This is a genomic window from Cognatitamlana onchidii (assembly GCF_004804355.1).
Lineage (GTDB): Bacteria > Bacteroidota > Bacteroidia > Flavobacteriales > Flavobacteriaceae > Cognatitamlana > Cognatitamlana onchidii.
In genome coordinates, this window is record NZ_SRWZ01000003.1 from 370,064 (window position 1) to 383,637 (window position 13,574).

The 13,574-nt window shown below is 35.7% G+C and carries 17 protein-coding genes; 13 read left to right on the forward strand and 4 right to left on the reverse strand.

Going from position 1 to position 13,574, the window contains the following annotated elements; all coding sequences use genetic code 11:
* Position 1 precedes the first annotated feature (1 nt).
* The 4 genes from E5D58_RS07850 to E5D58_RS07865 are packed head-to-tail and all read right to left on the reverse strand — an operon-like array spanning position 2 to position 3,886.
* The gene (locus tag E5D58_RS07850) at positions 2-631 is read right to left on the reverse strand and encodes a cytochrome c3 family protein (RefSeq protein ID WP_235835866.1); all 630 of its coding nucleotides are present in this window, start codon (positions 629-631) and stop codon (positions 2-4) included.
* Positions 618-1,313 carry a multiheme c-type cytochrome gene (locus E5D58_RS07855; RefSeq protein WP_136481301.1) on the reverse strand — a complete coding sequence of 232 codons (696 nt, stop codon included), beginning with the start codon at positions 1,311-1,313 and terminating at the stop codon, positions 618-620. The genes E5D58_RS07850 and E5D58_RS07855 overlap by 14 nt, the downstream gene beginning before the upstream one ends.
* 3 nt (positions 1,314-1,316) lie before the next feature.
* Positions 1,317-3,644 carry a molybdopterin-dependent oxidoreductase gene (locus tag E5D58_RS07860; RefSeq protein WP_136481302.1) on the reverse strand — a complete coding sequence of 776 codons (2,328 nt, stop codon included), beginning with the start codon at positions 3,642-3,644 and terminating at the stop codon, positions 1,317-1,319.
* 2 nt (positions 3,645-3,646) lie between these two features.
* Entirely contained in the window at positions 3,647-3,886 is a 240-nt protein-coding gene (locus E5D58_RS07865; RefSeq protein ID WP_136481303.1) for a hypothetical protein, read from the reverse strand.
* A 69-nt stretch (positions 3,887-3,955) separates the two neighbouring features.
* On the opposite strand from E5D58_RS07865, the gene E5D58_RS07870 reads away from it, so the two are divergent.
* From E5D58_RS07870 to E5D58_RS07930, 13 genes are all read left to right on the forward strand, one after another.
* A complete protein-coding gene (locus E5D58_RS07870) occupies positions 3,956-5,191 on the forward strand; it encodes a molybdopterin molybdotransferase MoeA (RefSeq protein ID WP_235835867.1) in 1,236 nt (411 codons plus the stop codon).
* A gap of 6 nt (positions 5,192-5,197) precedes the next feature.
* Positions 5,198-5,536 carry a winged helix-turn-helix domain-containing protein gene (locus tag E5D58_RS07875; RefSeq protein WP_136481305.1) on the forward strand — a complete coding sequence of 113 codons (339 nt, stop codon included), beginning with the start codon at positions 5,198-5,200 and terminating at the stop codon, positions 5,534-5,536.
* 53 nt (positions 5,537-5,589) lie between these two features.
* Positions 5,590-6,330 carry a sulfite exporter TauE/SafE family protein gene (locus E5D58_RS07880; protein ID WP_136481306.1) on the forward strand — a complete coding sequence of 247 codons (741 nt, stop codon included), beginning with the start codon at positions 5,590-5,592 and terminating at the stop codon, positions 6,328-6,330.
* A 1-nt stretch (position 6,331) separates the two neighbouring features.
* Entirely contained in the window at positions 6,332-6,916 is a 585-nt protein-coding gene (gene mobA, locus E5D58_RS07885) for a molybdenum cofactor guanylyltransferase (RefSeq protein ID WP_136481307.1), read from the forward strand.
* Positions 6,900-7,133: a MoaD/ThiS family protein gene (locus tag E5D58_RS07890; RefSeq protein ID WP_136481308.1), complete on the forward strand. Its 234-nt coding sequence runs from the start codon at positions 6,900-6,902 to the stop codon at positions 7,131-7,133. The genes mobA and E5D58_RS07890 overlap by 17 nt, the downstream gene beginning before the upstream one ends.
* A gap of 70 nt (positions 7,134-7,203) precedes the next feature.
* Positions 7,204-8,295: a HesA/MoeB/ThiF family protein gene (gene moeB / locus E5D58_RS07895; RefSeq protein ID WP_136481309.1), complete on the forward strand. Its 1,092-nt coding sequence runs from the start codon at positions 7,204-7,206 to the stop codon at positions 8,293-8,295.
* 63 nt (positions 8,296-8,358) lie between these two features.
* A complete protein-coding gene (locus E5D58_RS07900) occupies positions 8,359-8,802 on the forward strand; it encodes a molybdenum cofactor biosynthesis protein MoaE (RefSeq protein WP_136481310.1) in 444 nt (147 codons plus the stop codon).
* A gap of 54 nt (positions 8,803-8,856) precedes the next feature.
* Entirely contained in the window at positions 8,857-9,204 is a 348-nt protein-coding gene (locus tag E5D58_RS07905) for a four helix bundle protein (RefSeq protein ID WP_136481311.1), read from the forward strand.
* A gap of 34 nt (positions 9,205-9,238) precedes the next feature.
* Complete coding sequence (gene moaCB, locus E5D58_RS07910; protein WP_136481312.1) at positions 9,239-10,150, forward strand: bifunctional molybdenum cofactor biosynthesis protein MoaC/MoaB; 912 nt, start codon at positions 9,239-9,241, stop codon at positions 10,148-10,150.
* A 77-nt stretch (positions 10,151-10,227) separates the two neighbouring features.
* A complete protein-coding gene (gene moaA, locus E5D58_RS07915) occupies positions 10,228-11,235 on the forward strand; it encodes a GTP 3',8-cyclase MoaA (protein WP_136481455.1) in 1,008 nt (335 codons plus the stop codon).
* Positions 11,236-11,267: 32 nt separating this feature from the next.
* On the forward strand, positions 11,268-12,140 hold the full coding sequence (locus E5D58_RS07920) for a helix-turn-helix domain-containing protein (protein WP_136481313.1): 873 nt from the start codon (positions 11,268-11,270) through the stop codon (positions 12,138-12,140).
* A 103-nt stretch (positions 12,141-12,243) separates the two neighbouring features.
* Positions 12,244-12,981 carry a methyltransferase family protein gene (locus E5D58_RS07925; protein WP_136481314.1) on the forward strand — a complete coding sequence of 246 codons (738 nt, stop codon included), beginning with the start codon at positions 12,244-12,246 and terminating at the stop codon, positions 12,979-12,981.
* 12 nt (positions 12,982-12,993) lie between these two features.
* On the forward strand, positions 12,994-13,545 hold the full coding sequence (locus E5D58_RS07930) for a hypothetical protein (protein WP_136481315.1): 552 nt from the start codon (positions 12,994-12,996) through the stop codon (positions 13,543-13,545).
* Positions 13,546-13,574 lie beyond the last annotated feature (29 nt).

Genomic DNA, 13,574 nt, shown 5'->3' on the forward strand with positions numbered 1-13,574 from the left:
ACTATTCTCTTTCTTTTACTTTTTGGGTATTAAAGCGTGCTGGCCATTTACTCTCAAAATGTGGTTTATGAGGGTTATGACAGTTTACACATGTCATAGAAGCTCTTGGTGGTGCCCAGCCGCCAATACGTTTACCATGCGCCCCACCTTTCCAATCTTCAAACTGTTTGGTATGGCACTGGTTACACAAATTGTAACTGTTATTAAAGTCTATCTGCTTCCCTGTTAAACTCCTTAAATTGTCCATATTATCTGGATTATGACAGGTGATACAGTTCATGGTATTTTCGTTAGCATGTACCAGTTTTATATCCCAATGCGCCTTTTTTACATCCTTACTTTGCATTTTATGCAACGGTTCTGTGTGACATTCTGTACAAGCATAAGATCTTATTTGTCCTTTTCGCTCAGGAATTAAAAACGTGTGTCCGCCTTCAGTAATTTCAATAGTCTCCATACCTTCAAGATATTTCTCTGAAGATAAAGATGTCCCTTTATAATGTTCACTTTCAGCTTCAATACGCTCGCTTACACCATGGTATTCGCCTTCGCCATGCTTACATGAAAAAAGCAATAGTAAAAAAGCAAAACCAAAACATAAATGCCTCATAATATCTTTATTGTATTTCATGATTCGCTCTTTTAAATATGCCTATATCTTTTACCTCTTTGTTATTAGGCACATGACATTGGCGACAATTAATTCGTTCTGGATGAGACACTCTTATTTCTCTTGGAGCACTAGGTCCAGCATGACATGATAAACAGTTTTCATGCATTTGAACCTGATGTGGTATCACTGGCGGACTGCCCTGTAAAGCACTGTTTACACCAACTTTAGGAGCCTCTGCCTTATAAAAATTCGTTCCCTTAAATAATTTATCCGTATGTTGCGGCACATGACATTGCCTGCAGTTTATCATCTCAGGATGCGGTGTTACGGGTGTATAGGCCTTAAATTTCTCAACATACCCACCATTTTGATGGCATTTTAAACAGGCATTATCACCCATATTACATTCATCTTCTACGGGGTGCGGAATACTTGGTGGGGCCCCATGAAATGCTCTGTTATCATAATAATTATTTAAAGAGCGCTCGTGGTTTATATCAACAGGCATATTAGCATAATCTAAAGCATATTCAGAACGTTCAAAAACACCACTTTCAGACGGAATTAAATCTACAGAACTTTTTGCTTCTACTGGCACATAGGCCTCTTCTCTTCCTGCTTGATAGCTTATATTCCAAACTACTATAAAAGCAATGAACAGGATAACGAACAATGATATGATACCTAATCGTTTTTTCATGTGTTACACTTTTTCGATGTTAACAGCACATTTTTTATAATCTGGTTCTTTTGAAATAGGACAAAAAGAATCTAATGTAATATCGTTAATGAGCATATTCTCATCAAAGAATGGCACAAACACTTGCATGGGCGCAGGCACCCCGCGTTGATTTACAGAGGCTGGTAATACAATCTCTCCTCTTCTAGTAGTTAGTTTTACTTTATCACCAGTTCTTATTTGTAAACGTTTAGCATCGTCTGGATTTAATTCCACATAACTGTGCGGCATGGCTTTGTGTAATACCGGAATACGCCTGGTCATAGACCCTGTATGCCAGTGCTCCACCACACGCCCAGTATTTAACCAATATGGATATTCTGCATCCGGCTCTTCTGCAGCAGGCTCGTACGGACGCTGCCATATGACAGCTTTACCATCAGGTTTTCCATAAAAATGAAAGTCCTCACCATTACTACAGGCCGGATCGTACTTTGCATTAAAACGCCATTTAGTTTCCTTACCATCTACATACGGCCACATGGCTCCTGGTTGGTTTTTCAACACCTCCAACGGTGCCATATTATGCTTTTTGTTATCGTGATGCTTTCTGTATTCCGTATAGATTTCTTCTATATGGCTTTCCTCATTGTAGTAGAATTGTTTTTCAAAGCCCATACGCTTTGCCACTTCAACAAGCTGCCAAGTATCACTCATAGCTTCACCCGGAGGCGTCACCATTTGTTCAAAATATTGAGTACGACGCTCAGAATTTCCAAAGAGCCCTTCGCGTTCAATCCACATCGCCGATGGCAAAATAACATCAGCAATGTCTGTCGTTGGCGTTGGATAAATATCGGACACCACAACAAAACGGCCTTCTTTTTTTGCACCATCACGATAACGTTTCAACTTGGGCATCGTAACCATTGGGTTAGTTACCTGAATCCACATGAATTTAATGTCACCTCTATCCAAGGCTCTAAACATTTCAACCGTATGATATGTTGGTTTAGGGTCTATATTTTCAACTGGGACATCCCAAATTTTTGCTGCAAACTCACGATGTTCTTGTTTCATCACTACGCCATGAGGCAATTTATGAGTAAGCGTTCCTACCTCCCTTACTGTTCCACAAGCACTGGGTTGACCAGTTAATGAAAACGGACTATTTCCTGGGGTTGAAATTTTTCCAGTAAGTAAGTGAATGTTGTACACTAAATTATTAATCCATGTACCACGAGAATGCTGATTCATTCCCATACACCACAAAGACATCACTTTTTTATTTGGGTCGCCATAATAGGAAGCCATATATTTGATATCCTTAGCAGAGACCCCTGAGATTTTTTCAACTTTTTCTGGTGTGTAATCTTCTAAGAAGGTTTTAAAATCTTCAAAACTGATACCTTCGGGTTTGTCGGTAAATTTGTATTTATCCTCAAGCCCGTAGCCCATATTGGTTAACCCTTTACTAAAGTTACAGTGCTTATCTACAAACGATTTATTTACCCAGCCATTCTTTATAATTTCATAGCAAATAGCATTAGCAACTGCTAAGTCGGTTTGAGGCAAAAACAAAATAGATTTGTCTGCCGCCATACTGGTACGCGTAGTTCTTGTGGCAAAATCTATAATCTTAACCCCTCGCTTTAACCGTTGATCTAACAATCTGGAGAACAAAACAGGATGCATTTCTGCCATGTTGTTACCCCATAACACAAACACATCGGCATGGTCAATATCCTCATAACAGCCCATTGGCTCGTCAATACCAAAAGACGTTAAAAACCCAGTTACTGCACTCGCCATACATAAACGTGCATTGGCTTCAACATTATTAGTTCCAATACAACCCTTAAACAATTTTGAAGCCGCATAGCCATCAGGAATGGTCCATTGACCAGATCCGTATATGGAAACGGCATCTTTTCCATGATCTTTAATGGTTTCCTGCATTTTAGAAGCCACCAAATCGAGTGCTTCTTCCATAGTAGTTTCTACATATTTACCATTCTTCTTAACTAACGGTTTTGTTAATCGGTCTTTTCCATAAAGAGCCATAATAGAATGGTAGCCTTTCACACAACAAAGCCCTTTGTTTACAGGAGATTTAGGGTCTCCTTTTACAGCAACGGCTTTTCCGTCGTCTATACCAACAAGTACACCACAACCTACACCACAAAACCTACAAGGTGCTTTTTTCCAATCTAAATTACCGCCCTTTGGTAAGTTCTTTTCTTGCTCTTCTGCAAATAAAATACCGGGGAACATGGAAGCTGCTGCTGTCATTGCCGACAATACAGCCATTTTTTTTATAAAACTACGTCTGTTTGTTAACGAGGTGTACATACTTATTTTTGTTTAGGTGTATCAAATCCAGAGACCATAGCTAATAATTTTAGGCTATCTATGGCTTCTATTTTTTCTTTTATTTGTTGGTCTTGATCTTTATTATCGGTATCTGTAACGACAATAAGCAAATCTCTATTCTCTGCAGGAATCACGTCGCAAACGGAGAGCTGCGACAGTGCTTTTATCAGCTCATCCTTTTGCCCATCATGTGGATGAGCCAAGTAACTTTTGATAGGCATGTGTGGTTTAGTTTAGTATTTCGGATGTAAATATCTCTTTTAAAATAAGAAAAAAAACTGACTTTTGTCATGTTTAGGACTTCTATATTTTCGTTATATTTGACCAGACATAACGAAACCTCTTTTATGATTTCTATTTCTGAAGCCATTTCCATTGTTAAACAAAATGGCGCTCCCTTATTACAACCTATTGTAAAATTAGTTGAAAAGGCTGGTGGTTACCTCTTATTTGAAGATGTTTTATCCCCTATAAACATGCCTCCTTTTAGACAATCGGCCATGGATGGTTACGCTTTAAACTTACACGACAATTTATCGTATAAATTAATTGGAGAAATAAAGGCTGGCGATGATTATGAACCAAAACTAAAACCTGGTGAGGCGGTTAGAATATTTACTGGCGCCCCTGTTCCCGACTCGGCCAATGCCGTTATGATGCAAGAAAAAGTTGAAGTAAACGGCAAATACATTTCAATTATAGAACACATTCCTTTAGAGCATAACATTCGGCCTCTGGGCGAACAAGTTAAAAAAGGAGCTATTGCTTTAAAAAAAGGTACGAAGCTTACCCCTGCAGCAATTGGTTATTTAATTTCGCTTGGTATAACAAAGGCGTCTGTTTACAAAAAACCAAATATTGCCATTGTCACTACGGGAAACGAATTAATCGAAGCAGGCCAAGAATTAACACACGGAAAAATATACGAAAGCAATTCTAAGATGTTGCTAAGTGCGCTATATAATTTAAAGTTTTACGATGTAAGGCTTTATAAAGTTGAAGATGATTATACTAAGACCGTTGATACTTTAAACTCAGCAATAAACGACAATGATTTAGTGCTAATTACAGGAGGTATTTCGGTGGGTGATTACGATTTTGTTGGAAAGGCACTTAAAGAATTGCAAGTAGAAGAGCTCTTCTATAAGGTGAAGCAAAAACCAGGAAAACCTTTATTTTTTGGTAAAAGTGAGACTTCTAAAATTTTTGCTTTACCAGGAAATCCTGCTGCCGCCTTATCTTGTTTTTATGTTTATGTATACATTGCTTTGCAACAAATGATGAATCGTGACACTTTAGAATTACCAAGGATAACTGCAACTGTAACCAACCAGTTTAAAAAGAAAGGAGACAGACCCCAATTTTTAAAAGGCATCTACAACGCCGGTAAGGTTGAAATTTTGGATGGACAAAATTCTTCAATGTTACAAACTTTTGCTCTTGCCAATGCCTTGGTATTAGCCCCTGAAGACATTAACAACATTAACGCTGGAGATCACATAGAAGTCATTTTACTACCAAAATAAATAGTTATGGGTTACAAAATAAAAAGCAGAATCTGGATTGAATCTGAAAACAATGTGCTTTTAGGCGAAGGCAGAGTTCATTTACTCAAAGCCATTCATGAAACAGGGTCGCTGTCAAAAGCTGCAAAATCGTTAAATATTTCATACAAGAAAGCTTGGCAACTCTTAGATTCCGTAAATAAATCCGCAAAAAAACCAGTGACTATAAACAGTATTGGTGGTAAAGGTGGTGGCGGTGCTGAACTCACAGAATATGGGCAGTCATTAATTCAGGCTTTTAATGAAATTAATCGTAATTGTTGGGCTTTTTTGGATAAGGAATTGGCTAGAATTGAGAGATTATAAAATTAAACAGTACTTAAAGTGCCTGAAATACTTAGAGTACTTACAACTCAAAAATGTTACAAATAGAAAATATATACCTATTCATCATCATACTACCCATAGTATCATTCCTGTATGCTAGTGTAGGTCATGGTGGCGCAAGTGGTTATTTAGCTTTAATGGCCTTATTTTCGTTTTCTCCAGAAAGTATGAAACCTACTGCTCTCTTATTAAATATTTTTGTGGCAGGCATTTCGTTTTACTACTATTTTAAAGCAGGTTATTTTAACAGAAAACTTTTTTTATCATTTGCTATTTCCTCTGTTCCCTTAGCATATATTGGAGGTACGTTAGAGGTTAACGCTTCCCTTTACAAGAAAATACTAGCCTTACTTTTAATTTTTGCCATCCTGAAAATGCTCGACGTTTTTGGAAAAGAAAGTAATAACATTAAAGCTGTTAAACTTTGGCAAGGACTTTTAGTTGGAGGGGTTATTGGTTTCTTTTCAGGACTTATAGGCATTGGTGGTGGTATTATATTAACCCCTATAATCCTATTACTCCATTGGGGAAAAATGAAAGAAGCCGCGGCAGTTTCTGCTTTATTTATATGGGTAAATTCAGCTGCTGGACTCGTAGGGCAACTAAATAGCGGGGTGTCTATTGAAAGTGGCTCGTTTCTCTTAGTGGCCATCGCTTTAATTGGTGGAATTCTAGGTGGCTACTTTGGTAGTAAAAAAATGAATAATCAGAAACTACGATATATGTTAGCCTTAGTACTAATCGTGGCTTGTGCAAAATTATTTTTCACTTAAAATGATAGAAAAAAAGAACATAACGGGTATTATTTTAGCAGGTGGTAAAAGTTCTCGTATGGGTTCTGATAAAGGATTTTTGGAACTCAACAACAAACTATTTGTAGCGTATAGCATTGATGCATTAACGCCTTTGGTTTCTGAAATTATTATAGTTTCTGACCATTCAACTTACGATAGTTTAGGTTATAAACGTGTAACCGATTGTATTAAGGAAGCGGGGCCTGTCTCTGGAATATATTCTGGATTGGAAGCTTCGAAAACAAAATACAATTTAGTGTTGAGTTGCGACATTCCTTTAATCTCTTCAGAAGTATTGCAAAAACTCATTGAAGCTATTGATGATACCACTGAAATTATTCAAGCAGAAAGTCAGGGCAAATCTATGCCATTGGTAGGGCTATATAAAAAGCAAGTCAAAGAGACCTTTTACCAATATTTGCAAAAAGATGAACGTCGGTTAAGAGTCGTCATTAAAAATTGTGCCTATAAAAACGTTGTGTTAAACAAAACGTTAGAACACACCACCATAAATGTGAACACAAAAGAAGAATTTAAACAAATTACAAATGGTAGTAACCCTTAAATATTTCGGACAAATAGCCGAGGTCACTCAAAAAGAGGAAGAGCAAATTGAGATTAAAGAAACCTTAATTTCTGAACTATTGGAACTATTATATTCAAAATATGACGGACTAAAATCGAAAGATTTTCAAATAGCACAAAACCATGAATTGGTAACCAATGAAACAGCAATAAGTGGTGCCGAAATAGCACTATTACCGCCTTTTGCTGGTGGGTAATCTAAATCTATGTTGAATCGTTCATACGTTTAACCGTTTAAATGGTTCACAAATAAACAATTACACAAAAGTGAGCAGATATAACAGACATATTATTCTATCAGAAATCGGACCTGAAGGTCAGGATAAAATTTCGAACGCCAAAGTATTGGTAATTGGTGCCGGTGGTTTGGGTTGCCCTGTACTACAATATCTTACTGCGGCCGGTATAGGCACTTTAGGTGTTATTGATTTTGATGTAGTTGAATTATCTAATCTGCAACGTCAAGTTTTATTTGGGTCTAGTTCAATTGGAAAAAATAAAGCTATAGCTGCTAAAGAGCGCCTAAAGGATTTAAATTCAGAGATTACTATCATTGCTTACCCAGAAGCACTCACCTATCAGAATGCCATCAACTTATTCAATCAATATGATATTATTGTAGACGGTTCTGATAATTTTGAAACCCGCTATTTGGTAAATGATGCTTGTATTATCACCAATACGCCTTTAGTGTTTGGCGCTATATACAAGTTTGAAGGTCAGGTATCTGTTTTTAATCATAATAACGGCCCTAGTTATCGTTGTTTGTTCCCTACGCCACCTCAAAAAGATACGGTTCTAAACTGTTCTGATATTGGTGTGTTAGGCGTACTTCCTGGAATAATTGGCAGTATGCAAGCCAACGAAATATTAAAGCTTGTTTTAGGTTTAGGCGATGTGCTTTCAGGGGAATTATTGTGCTATAATGCTCTAAAATCTAAAAGTTCAACCTTAAAAATTAAGCGAAATGAATCTATCATTCAGAAGGTTTTAAATGATAAAGATACCTTCGAAGACAATCAAATCAATCTAAACTGTACCAACGAAACCGAGGAAATCTCAATTACCGATTTTCAATTTGAAAATGGCATACAATTTATTGATGTTAGAGAGCCCCATGAAATACCCAAAGTGACAGAATTGAATGTAACATACATTCCTTTAAGCGAATTAGAAACACATACAAATAGTATTGATCCAATTAAGAAAAAAGTCTTTTTCTGTCAATCTGGAATACGAAGTAAAAAAGCCGTTAATTTTTTAAAATCACAAGGTATTAAAAACTGCTACAGTATGAAAGAAAGTGCAGCAGATATAAAAAACTATTTAGAACATTATAATGTCATTACAAAGGAGTAACGGCTAAAGTAATCTTCTGGTTAAGGAAGAGATTGCTTCATAACTGACAAAAAATTTATAATTATGAAAGATAAAAAACCAAAAAACGTATTTAGAGAAGGCCCAATTTCTTCTGATTTTATAGGTAACTCCATTTACAAACACCAAACAAAAACAAGCATTGGTGCCCATAATATTTTCCTCGGACAAGTACGCGCCGATGAGATTGATGGAAAAACGGTAGCTGCCATTGATTACACGGCTTACGAAGACATGGCAAACCAAAAGTTCCATGACATTAGAGAGTCTGCTTTTGAAAAATTCGAATTAACATGCATGCATATTTACCATAGTTTAGGAAGAGTGAACGCTGGTGAAATATGCCTTTTTGTATTCGTGTCATCACCAAGGCGCAAGGTAGTATTTGAAGCTCTAGAATATATTGTTGAAGCTATTAAAGCCGATGTTCCAGTATTTGGTAAAGAGATTTTTGAGGATGAAACTCACAAGTGGAAAGTTAATAATTGATTATTGACTAATTATTATTGATTATTATCACTCATACTCTATAATTGATTATCAATGAAAGAAGTATTAAAACATAGAACAAAAATATTTGCGCATAATTGCGTTAAGCTAACAAAATTACTACCAAACGAATATTTAGCCAATCATATTAAAGGACAATTGATTAGGTGTTCAACATCAGTTGCAGCAAATTATAGAGCTACTTGTATTGCGCAATCAAAAGCAAGTTTTATTGCTAAAATTAGTATTGTGATTGAAGAAGTAGATGAGGCAAACTTTTGGCTGGAATTCGCTCAAGACGAAAACTTAGTTCAAAAACATAAAATAGAACTATTATTAAAAGAATCCAGCGAACTGACAGCGATATTTATGGCCTCCAGAAAGACGGCAAGTAAGAAATAATCAATTTTCAATAATCAATAATCAATCATAAGAAATGGTAGACATTACAAATAAAAATACCACATTGAGAACTGCAATTGCACAAGCTGTCGTTAAGGTTAGTAAACCAGAAACTATTACTGCTATTAAAAACGATACGGTGCCAAAAGGAAATGTTTTTGCCATGAGCAAAGCAGCAGGGTTACTTGGTGTTAAACGCACGCCAGACCTTTTACCCGATTGCCACCCTTTACCTATTGAATTTACTGGGGTGGAATATAAAATTGATGGTTTAGAAATTACCATACTATTTACCGTAAAAACCATCTATAAAACTGGGGTTGAAGTTGAAGCCATGCATGGTGCCAGTGTAGTAGCACTAAATATGTATGATATGCTGAAACCCATTGATAAAGGCATAGAAATTCATGCCATTAAACTTCTGAAAAAGAAAGGTGGAAAATCTGATTTTAGAGATAAATTTCGAAAAGATTTAACAGCTGCTGTTGTGGTTTGCAGTGACACCATTTCTGCTGGTCAAAAGGAAGATAAAGCAGGAAAAGCTATTATAGAAAAACTTAAATCTTGTGATGTTAGCATTAAGGAATATGTTATCATTCCAGATGAAAAAGACCTCATACAAAACAAAGCGAAAGCGTTCCATGAGCAAGGTTTTGATATGGTAATATATACTGGTGGTACAGGACTTTCAGGCAGAGATGTTACACCTGAAGCTTTAATACCCATATTAGACCGAAGAATTCCCGGTATTGAAGAAGCTATTAGAAGCTACGGACAAGGACGTATGCCTTTTGCCATGTTATCCAGAAGCGTTGCAGGTACTATTGGAGACACTTTAGTTTTAGCCTTACCAGGTTCTACCAATGGCGCTAAAGAATCTATGGATGCTATATTTCCGGCTGTTTTACATAGCTTTAGAATTTTGAAGGGCGCGAGGCATGACTAAAATGGTTATACTTGGAATCGCTAAATCGTTTAGTGGATTACAAGTTTAACAGTTCAACGATTAAGCAAAGTGAAGATATGAGCGAAAACAAAAACATACTAAAAGATACTCACGGCAGAGACCATGCCTATTTGCGTATTTCTCTAACTGAGAGATGCAATTTACGATGTACGTATTGTATGCCTGCTGATGGTGTTCAACTATCACCAAAAAGCCATTTAATGACCTATGAGGAAATCTATGATATTGCCAAAACCTTTGTTGACCATGGTGTCACTAAAATACGGTTAACAGGTGGCGAACCCTTGGTAAGAAAAGATATTCCTGTAATTTTAGAAAAACTAGCTACCCTCCCCGTAGAATTATCTATCACTTCAAACGCTGTAATTATTGATAGGTTTATCGACGATTTAAAACGTAATGGTATAAAAAAAGTAAATGTAAGTTTAGATTCTTTGGATGAAGGCAAGTTTAAACACATTACCAGACGCCACGAATTTAAACGGGTGTACAACAACATTTTATTATTAGTAAAAGAAGGCTTTACGGTTAAAGTCAATGCGGTATTAATGAAAGGTTTTAATGACGATGAAATTATTGACTTTATTAACTTCACTAAAAATTTACCTGTATCTATTCGTTTCATTGAATTCATGCCTTTTGATGGTAACAAGTGGGATATTAGTAAAATGGTTTCTTATGCCAAAGTCATGGAATATGTCAATGAAGCCTACCACAAAGACGATATCTTACGTTTAAAAGATGCGCCTAACGACACCTCAAAAAACTACAAAATTAAAGGTTATCAAGGCAGTTTTGCTATTATCAGTTCTGTTACTAATCCGTTTTGTGATTCCTGCAACAGACTGCGCTTAACTGCCAATGGACAGTTAAAAAACTGCTTGTTTTCAGCTACCGAATCTGATTTATTAACTACACTAAGAGCAGGGAAATCCATCGAACCTATTATTCAAAAAGCAGTAAGGGCCAAGTTTAAAGCCCGTGGCGGTATGGATACTTTAGAAAAGCTTCAGAAACCACAACTACATGGTAAAAACAGAAGTATGATTACTATTGGTGGTTGACTTCCCTATTAATTATTTCTTAAATTTGGTATATGACACTTGATGTTTATAAGTATTTTAAGAACAGTCCGCAGTATAACCGACTTGTTGGCAACGATTATATGTTTGTGGAGTATAAGTGCCCTATTGATGTTGAAAAGTTTAAGCTATGGACAGGCACCCCTCTTCTCACCTACGTAATAAGTGGAAAAAAGGATTGGACCTCTGTAAACAAAACTTACAGCCTAAAATCCGGTGAAGCACTATTTATTAGGAAAGGTATTTATAACACCAAACAGTACTTTGAAGAAGACTATTGTACCATTTTATTCTTTATAACCGAGGATTTCATAAGACGATTTATTAAAGATAATGACAAATTAATACAAAAAAAAGCTACAAGTTTTAATGATAGTCTAATCTATCCCATTGACGTTACAAACTCATTAAATTCCTTATTTCTCTCTGTATTTAATTATTTTAACATGGGAGGGGATGTTCCCAGAGAATTGGTGGAAATTAAGTTTAATGAACTTTTGTTTAACATTACTCTAAACCCTTTAAATAAAGATTTAGTAGGCTACTTTAACTCTCTTAAACATATTGAAAAAACAAGTATTCATGATGTTATGATGAAGCACTTTCATCACGATCTTCAACTTGAAGAATTTGCCCGATTATCAGGGAGGAGTTTGTCTACTTTCAAAAGAGATTTTAAGACCTACTTTAATGAAACACCTGGTAGGTGGTTAAATAACAAACGACTGGAGTACGCCAAAACATTACTTGAAAATTCCGAATTAAATACCAATGAGGTTTGCTATGAATGCGGGTTTAAGAACACCTCACATTTTAATAGCCGCTTTAAAAATAAATTCGGTTATCCACCAAACCAATTTCGTAGGCAGTTTTCAGCTTCTAAATAAGAGATTTTAAGTCTGAACCTTAAAACAAACTTTTTGAACTTTTAAGAAAACCTAGATCGGCGGGTTAGAAATACTTTTGACATGTAACTAAAAACTATATGTCATGAAAAAAGTATTAATGTTCTCGTATTCAATAATAGCCTACCTCATTGGGTTTGCTTCCCTACTATTATGGATTATTTCTGTTAGTCATCTCATTCCAGAAATTTCTATTGACCAACCTCCAACTAAACCATTTCTTTATGCTCTTTTGAAGAACTTGGGTCTCGTTTTTCTTTTTGGCCTACAACATAGTATTATGGCCCGTAAAACCTTCAAGGAAAAGTTTGCTGAGCATTTCCCAAAACCTGTTGAGCGTAGTACCTTTGTATTAGTATCTGGTGTTTTGTTAACTCTACTGGTCTTTCAATGGGAACCAATGGGCGGTTCTATCTGGACGGTTTCAAAAGAAAACAGCCTATATTACATACTATATACCTTATTCTTTTTGGGTTGGAGCATCCTATTTATAAGTACATTTTTAATAAATCATTTTGACTTATTCGGTTTAAGACAAACTTATTTAGAACTTCAAAACAAACCATACAAACCACTCACATTCAAAGTGGTATCGTTTTACAAATATGTTCGTCACCCGTTATACTTTGGAGGCATAATAGGCCTATGGGCTACTCCATCTATGACTGTTACACATTTAGTATTTGCACTTAGCTTAACGGCATACTTCATTATCGGGACCTTATTTGAAGAAAAGGACTTAAAAGAAGCGTTTGGAAACAAATACACATCGTACCAAAAGAATACCCCGATGCTTATTCCTTTTACCAAGTATAACAACTAAAACCATAAAATCATGAAAACTACAGTTCTAACAATCGTATGTTTCTTAATGCTACTTAAGTTAAGCGCTCAGGAGTATAAAGTTGCATCCGTTAACTACAAAACATTACATACCTTATTTAATAATGTAAACAATCAAGGTAACACCTCTACTCTGAAAAGTATTGATTATAGCAAAGCTCTTGGTAAGATAAAAACACATGAAAAATACAGAACATTGGTACAAGAGATTATCCATTATGATCTAAAAGCAAAGGCAATCTATGATAATTCTGAGAGCGCATCTTATGAAGTTTCGTTTAAAAAGAAAAATGCAAAGGCACTGGTAACTTATAACAACCTTGGAAACATAACCAAAAGTAAAGAAGTGTATAAGGACATAAAACTACCTTTCAAACTGGTCCAAATCATAGAAAAAACGTATCCAGAATATACAATTTCAGGCAACAAGGTTATTGTTAAATACCATCAAAATCAAGGAGCCTATACTATATATAAAGTCACTTTAAATAAAAAGGGAGAAAGAAAGGTTTTAAAATTTGATAAGGTTTTTAATTCCATTTAAACTAGCAACTCTCATTGCACAGTTCTTTT

What these genes read in the sequence shown, in the direction of transcription:
- E5D58_RS07880 (WP_136481306.1), top strand. Translation starts at nt 5,590, where the DNA reads ATGTTACAAATAGAAAATATATACCTATTCATCATCATACTACCCATA.
- E5D58_RS07930 (WP_136481315.1), top strand. Translation starts at nt 12,994, where the DNA reads ATGAAAACTACAGTTCTAACAATCGTATGTTTCTTAATGCTACTTAAG.
- E5D58_RS07865 (WP_136481303.1), bottom strand. Translation starts at nt 3,886, where the DNA reads ATGCCTATCAAAAGTTACTTGGCTCATCCACATGATGGGCAAAAGGAT.
- mobA (WP_136481307.1), top strand. Translation starts at nt 6,332, where the DNA reads ATGATAGAAAAAAAGAACATAACGGGTATTATTTTAGCAGGTGGTAAA.
- E5D58_RS07905 (WP_136481311.1), top strand. Translation starts at nt 8,857, where the DNA reads ATGAAAGAAGTATTAAAACATAGAACAAAAATATTTGCGCATAATTGC.
- E5D58_RS07850 (WP_235835866.1), bottom strand. Translation starts at nt 631, where the DNA reads ATGAAATACAATAAAGATATTATGAGGCATTTATGTTTTGGTTTTGCT.
- E5D58_RS07860 (WP_136481302.1), bottom strand. Translation starts at nt 3,644, where the DNA reads ATGTACACCTCGTTAACAAACAGACGTAGTTTTATAAAAAAAATGGCT.
- moaA (WP_136481455.1), top strand. Translation starts at nt 10,228, where the DNA reads ATGAGCGAAAACAAAAACATACTAAAAGATACTCACGGCAGAGACCAT.
- E5D58_RS07870 (WP_235835867.1), top strand. Translation starts at nt 3,956, where the DNA reads ATGTTTAGGACTTCTATATTTTCGTTATATTTGACCAGACATAACGAA.
- E5D58_RS07900 (WP_136481310.1), top strand. Translation starts at nt 8,359, where the DNA reads ATGAAAGATAAAAAACCAAAAAACGTATTTAGAGAAGGCCCAATTTCT.
- moaCB (WP_136481312.1), top strand. Translation starts at nt 9,239, where the DNA reads ATGGTAGACATTACAAATAAAAATACCACATTGAGAACTGCAATTGCA.
- E5D58_RS07875 (WP_136481305.1), top strand. Translation starts at nt 5,198, where the DNA reads ATGGGTTACAAAATAAAAAGCAGAATCTGGATTGAATCTGAAAACAAT.
- E5D58_RS07855 (WP_136481301.1), bottom strand. Translation starts at nt 1,313, where the DNA reads ATGAAAAAACGATTAGGTATCATATCATTGTTCGTTATCCTGTTCATT.
- E5D58_RS07925 (WP_136481314.1), top strand. Translation starts at nt 12,244, where the DNA reads ATGAAAAAAGTATTAATGTTCTCGTATTCAATAATAGCCTACCTCATT.
- E5D58_RS07920 (WP_136481313.1), top strand. Translation starts at nt 11,268, where the DNA reads ATGACACTTGATGTTTATAAGTATTTTAAGAACAGTCCGCAGTATAAC.
- E5D58_RS07890 (WP_136481308.1), top strand. Translation starts at nt 6,900, where the DNA reads ATGGTAGTAACCCTTAAATATTTCGGACAAATAGCCGAGGTCACTCAA.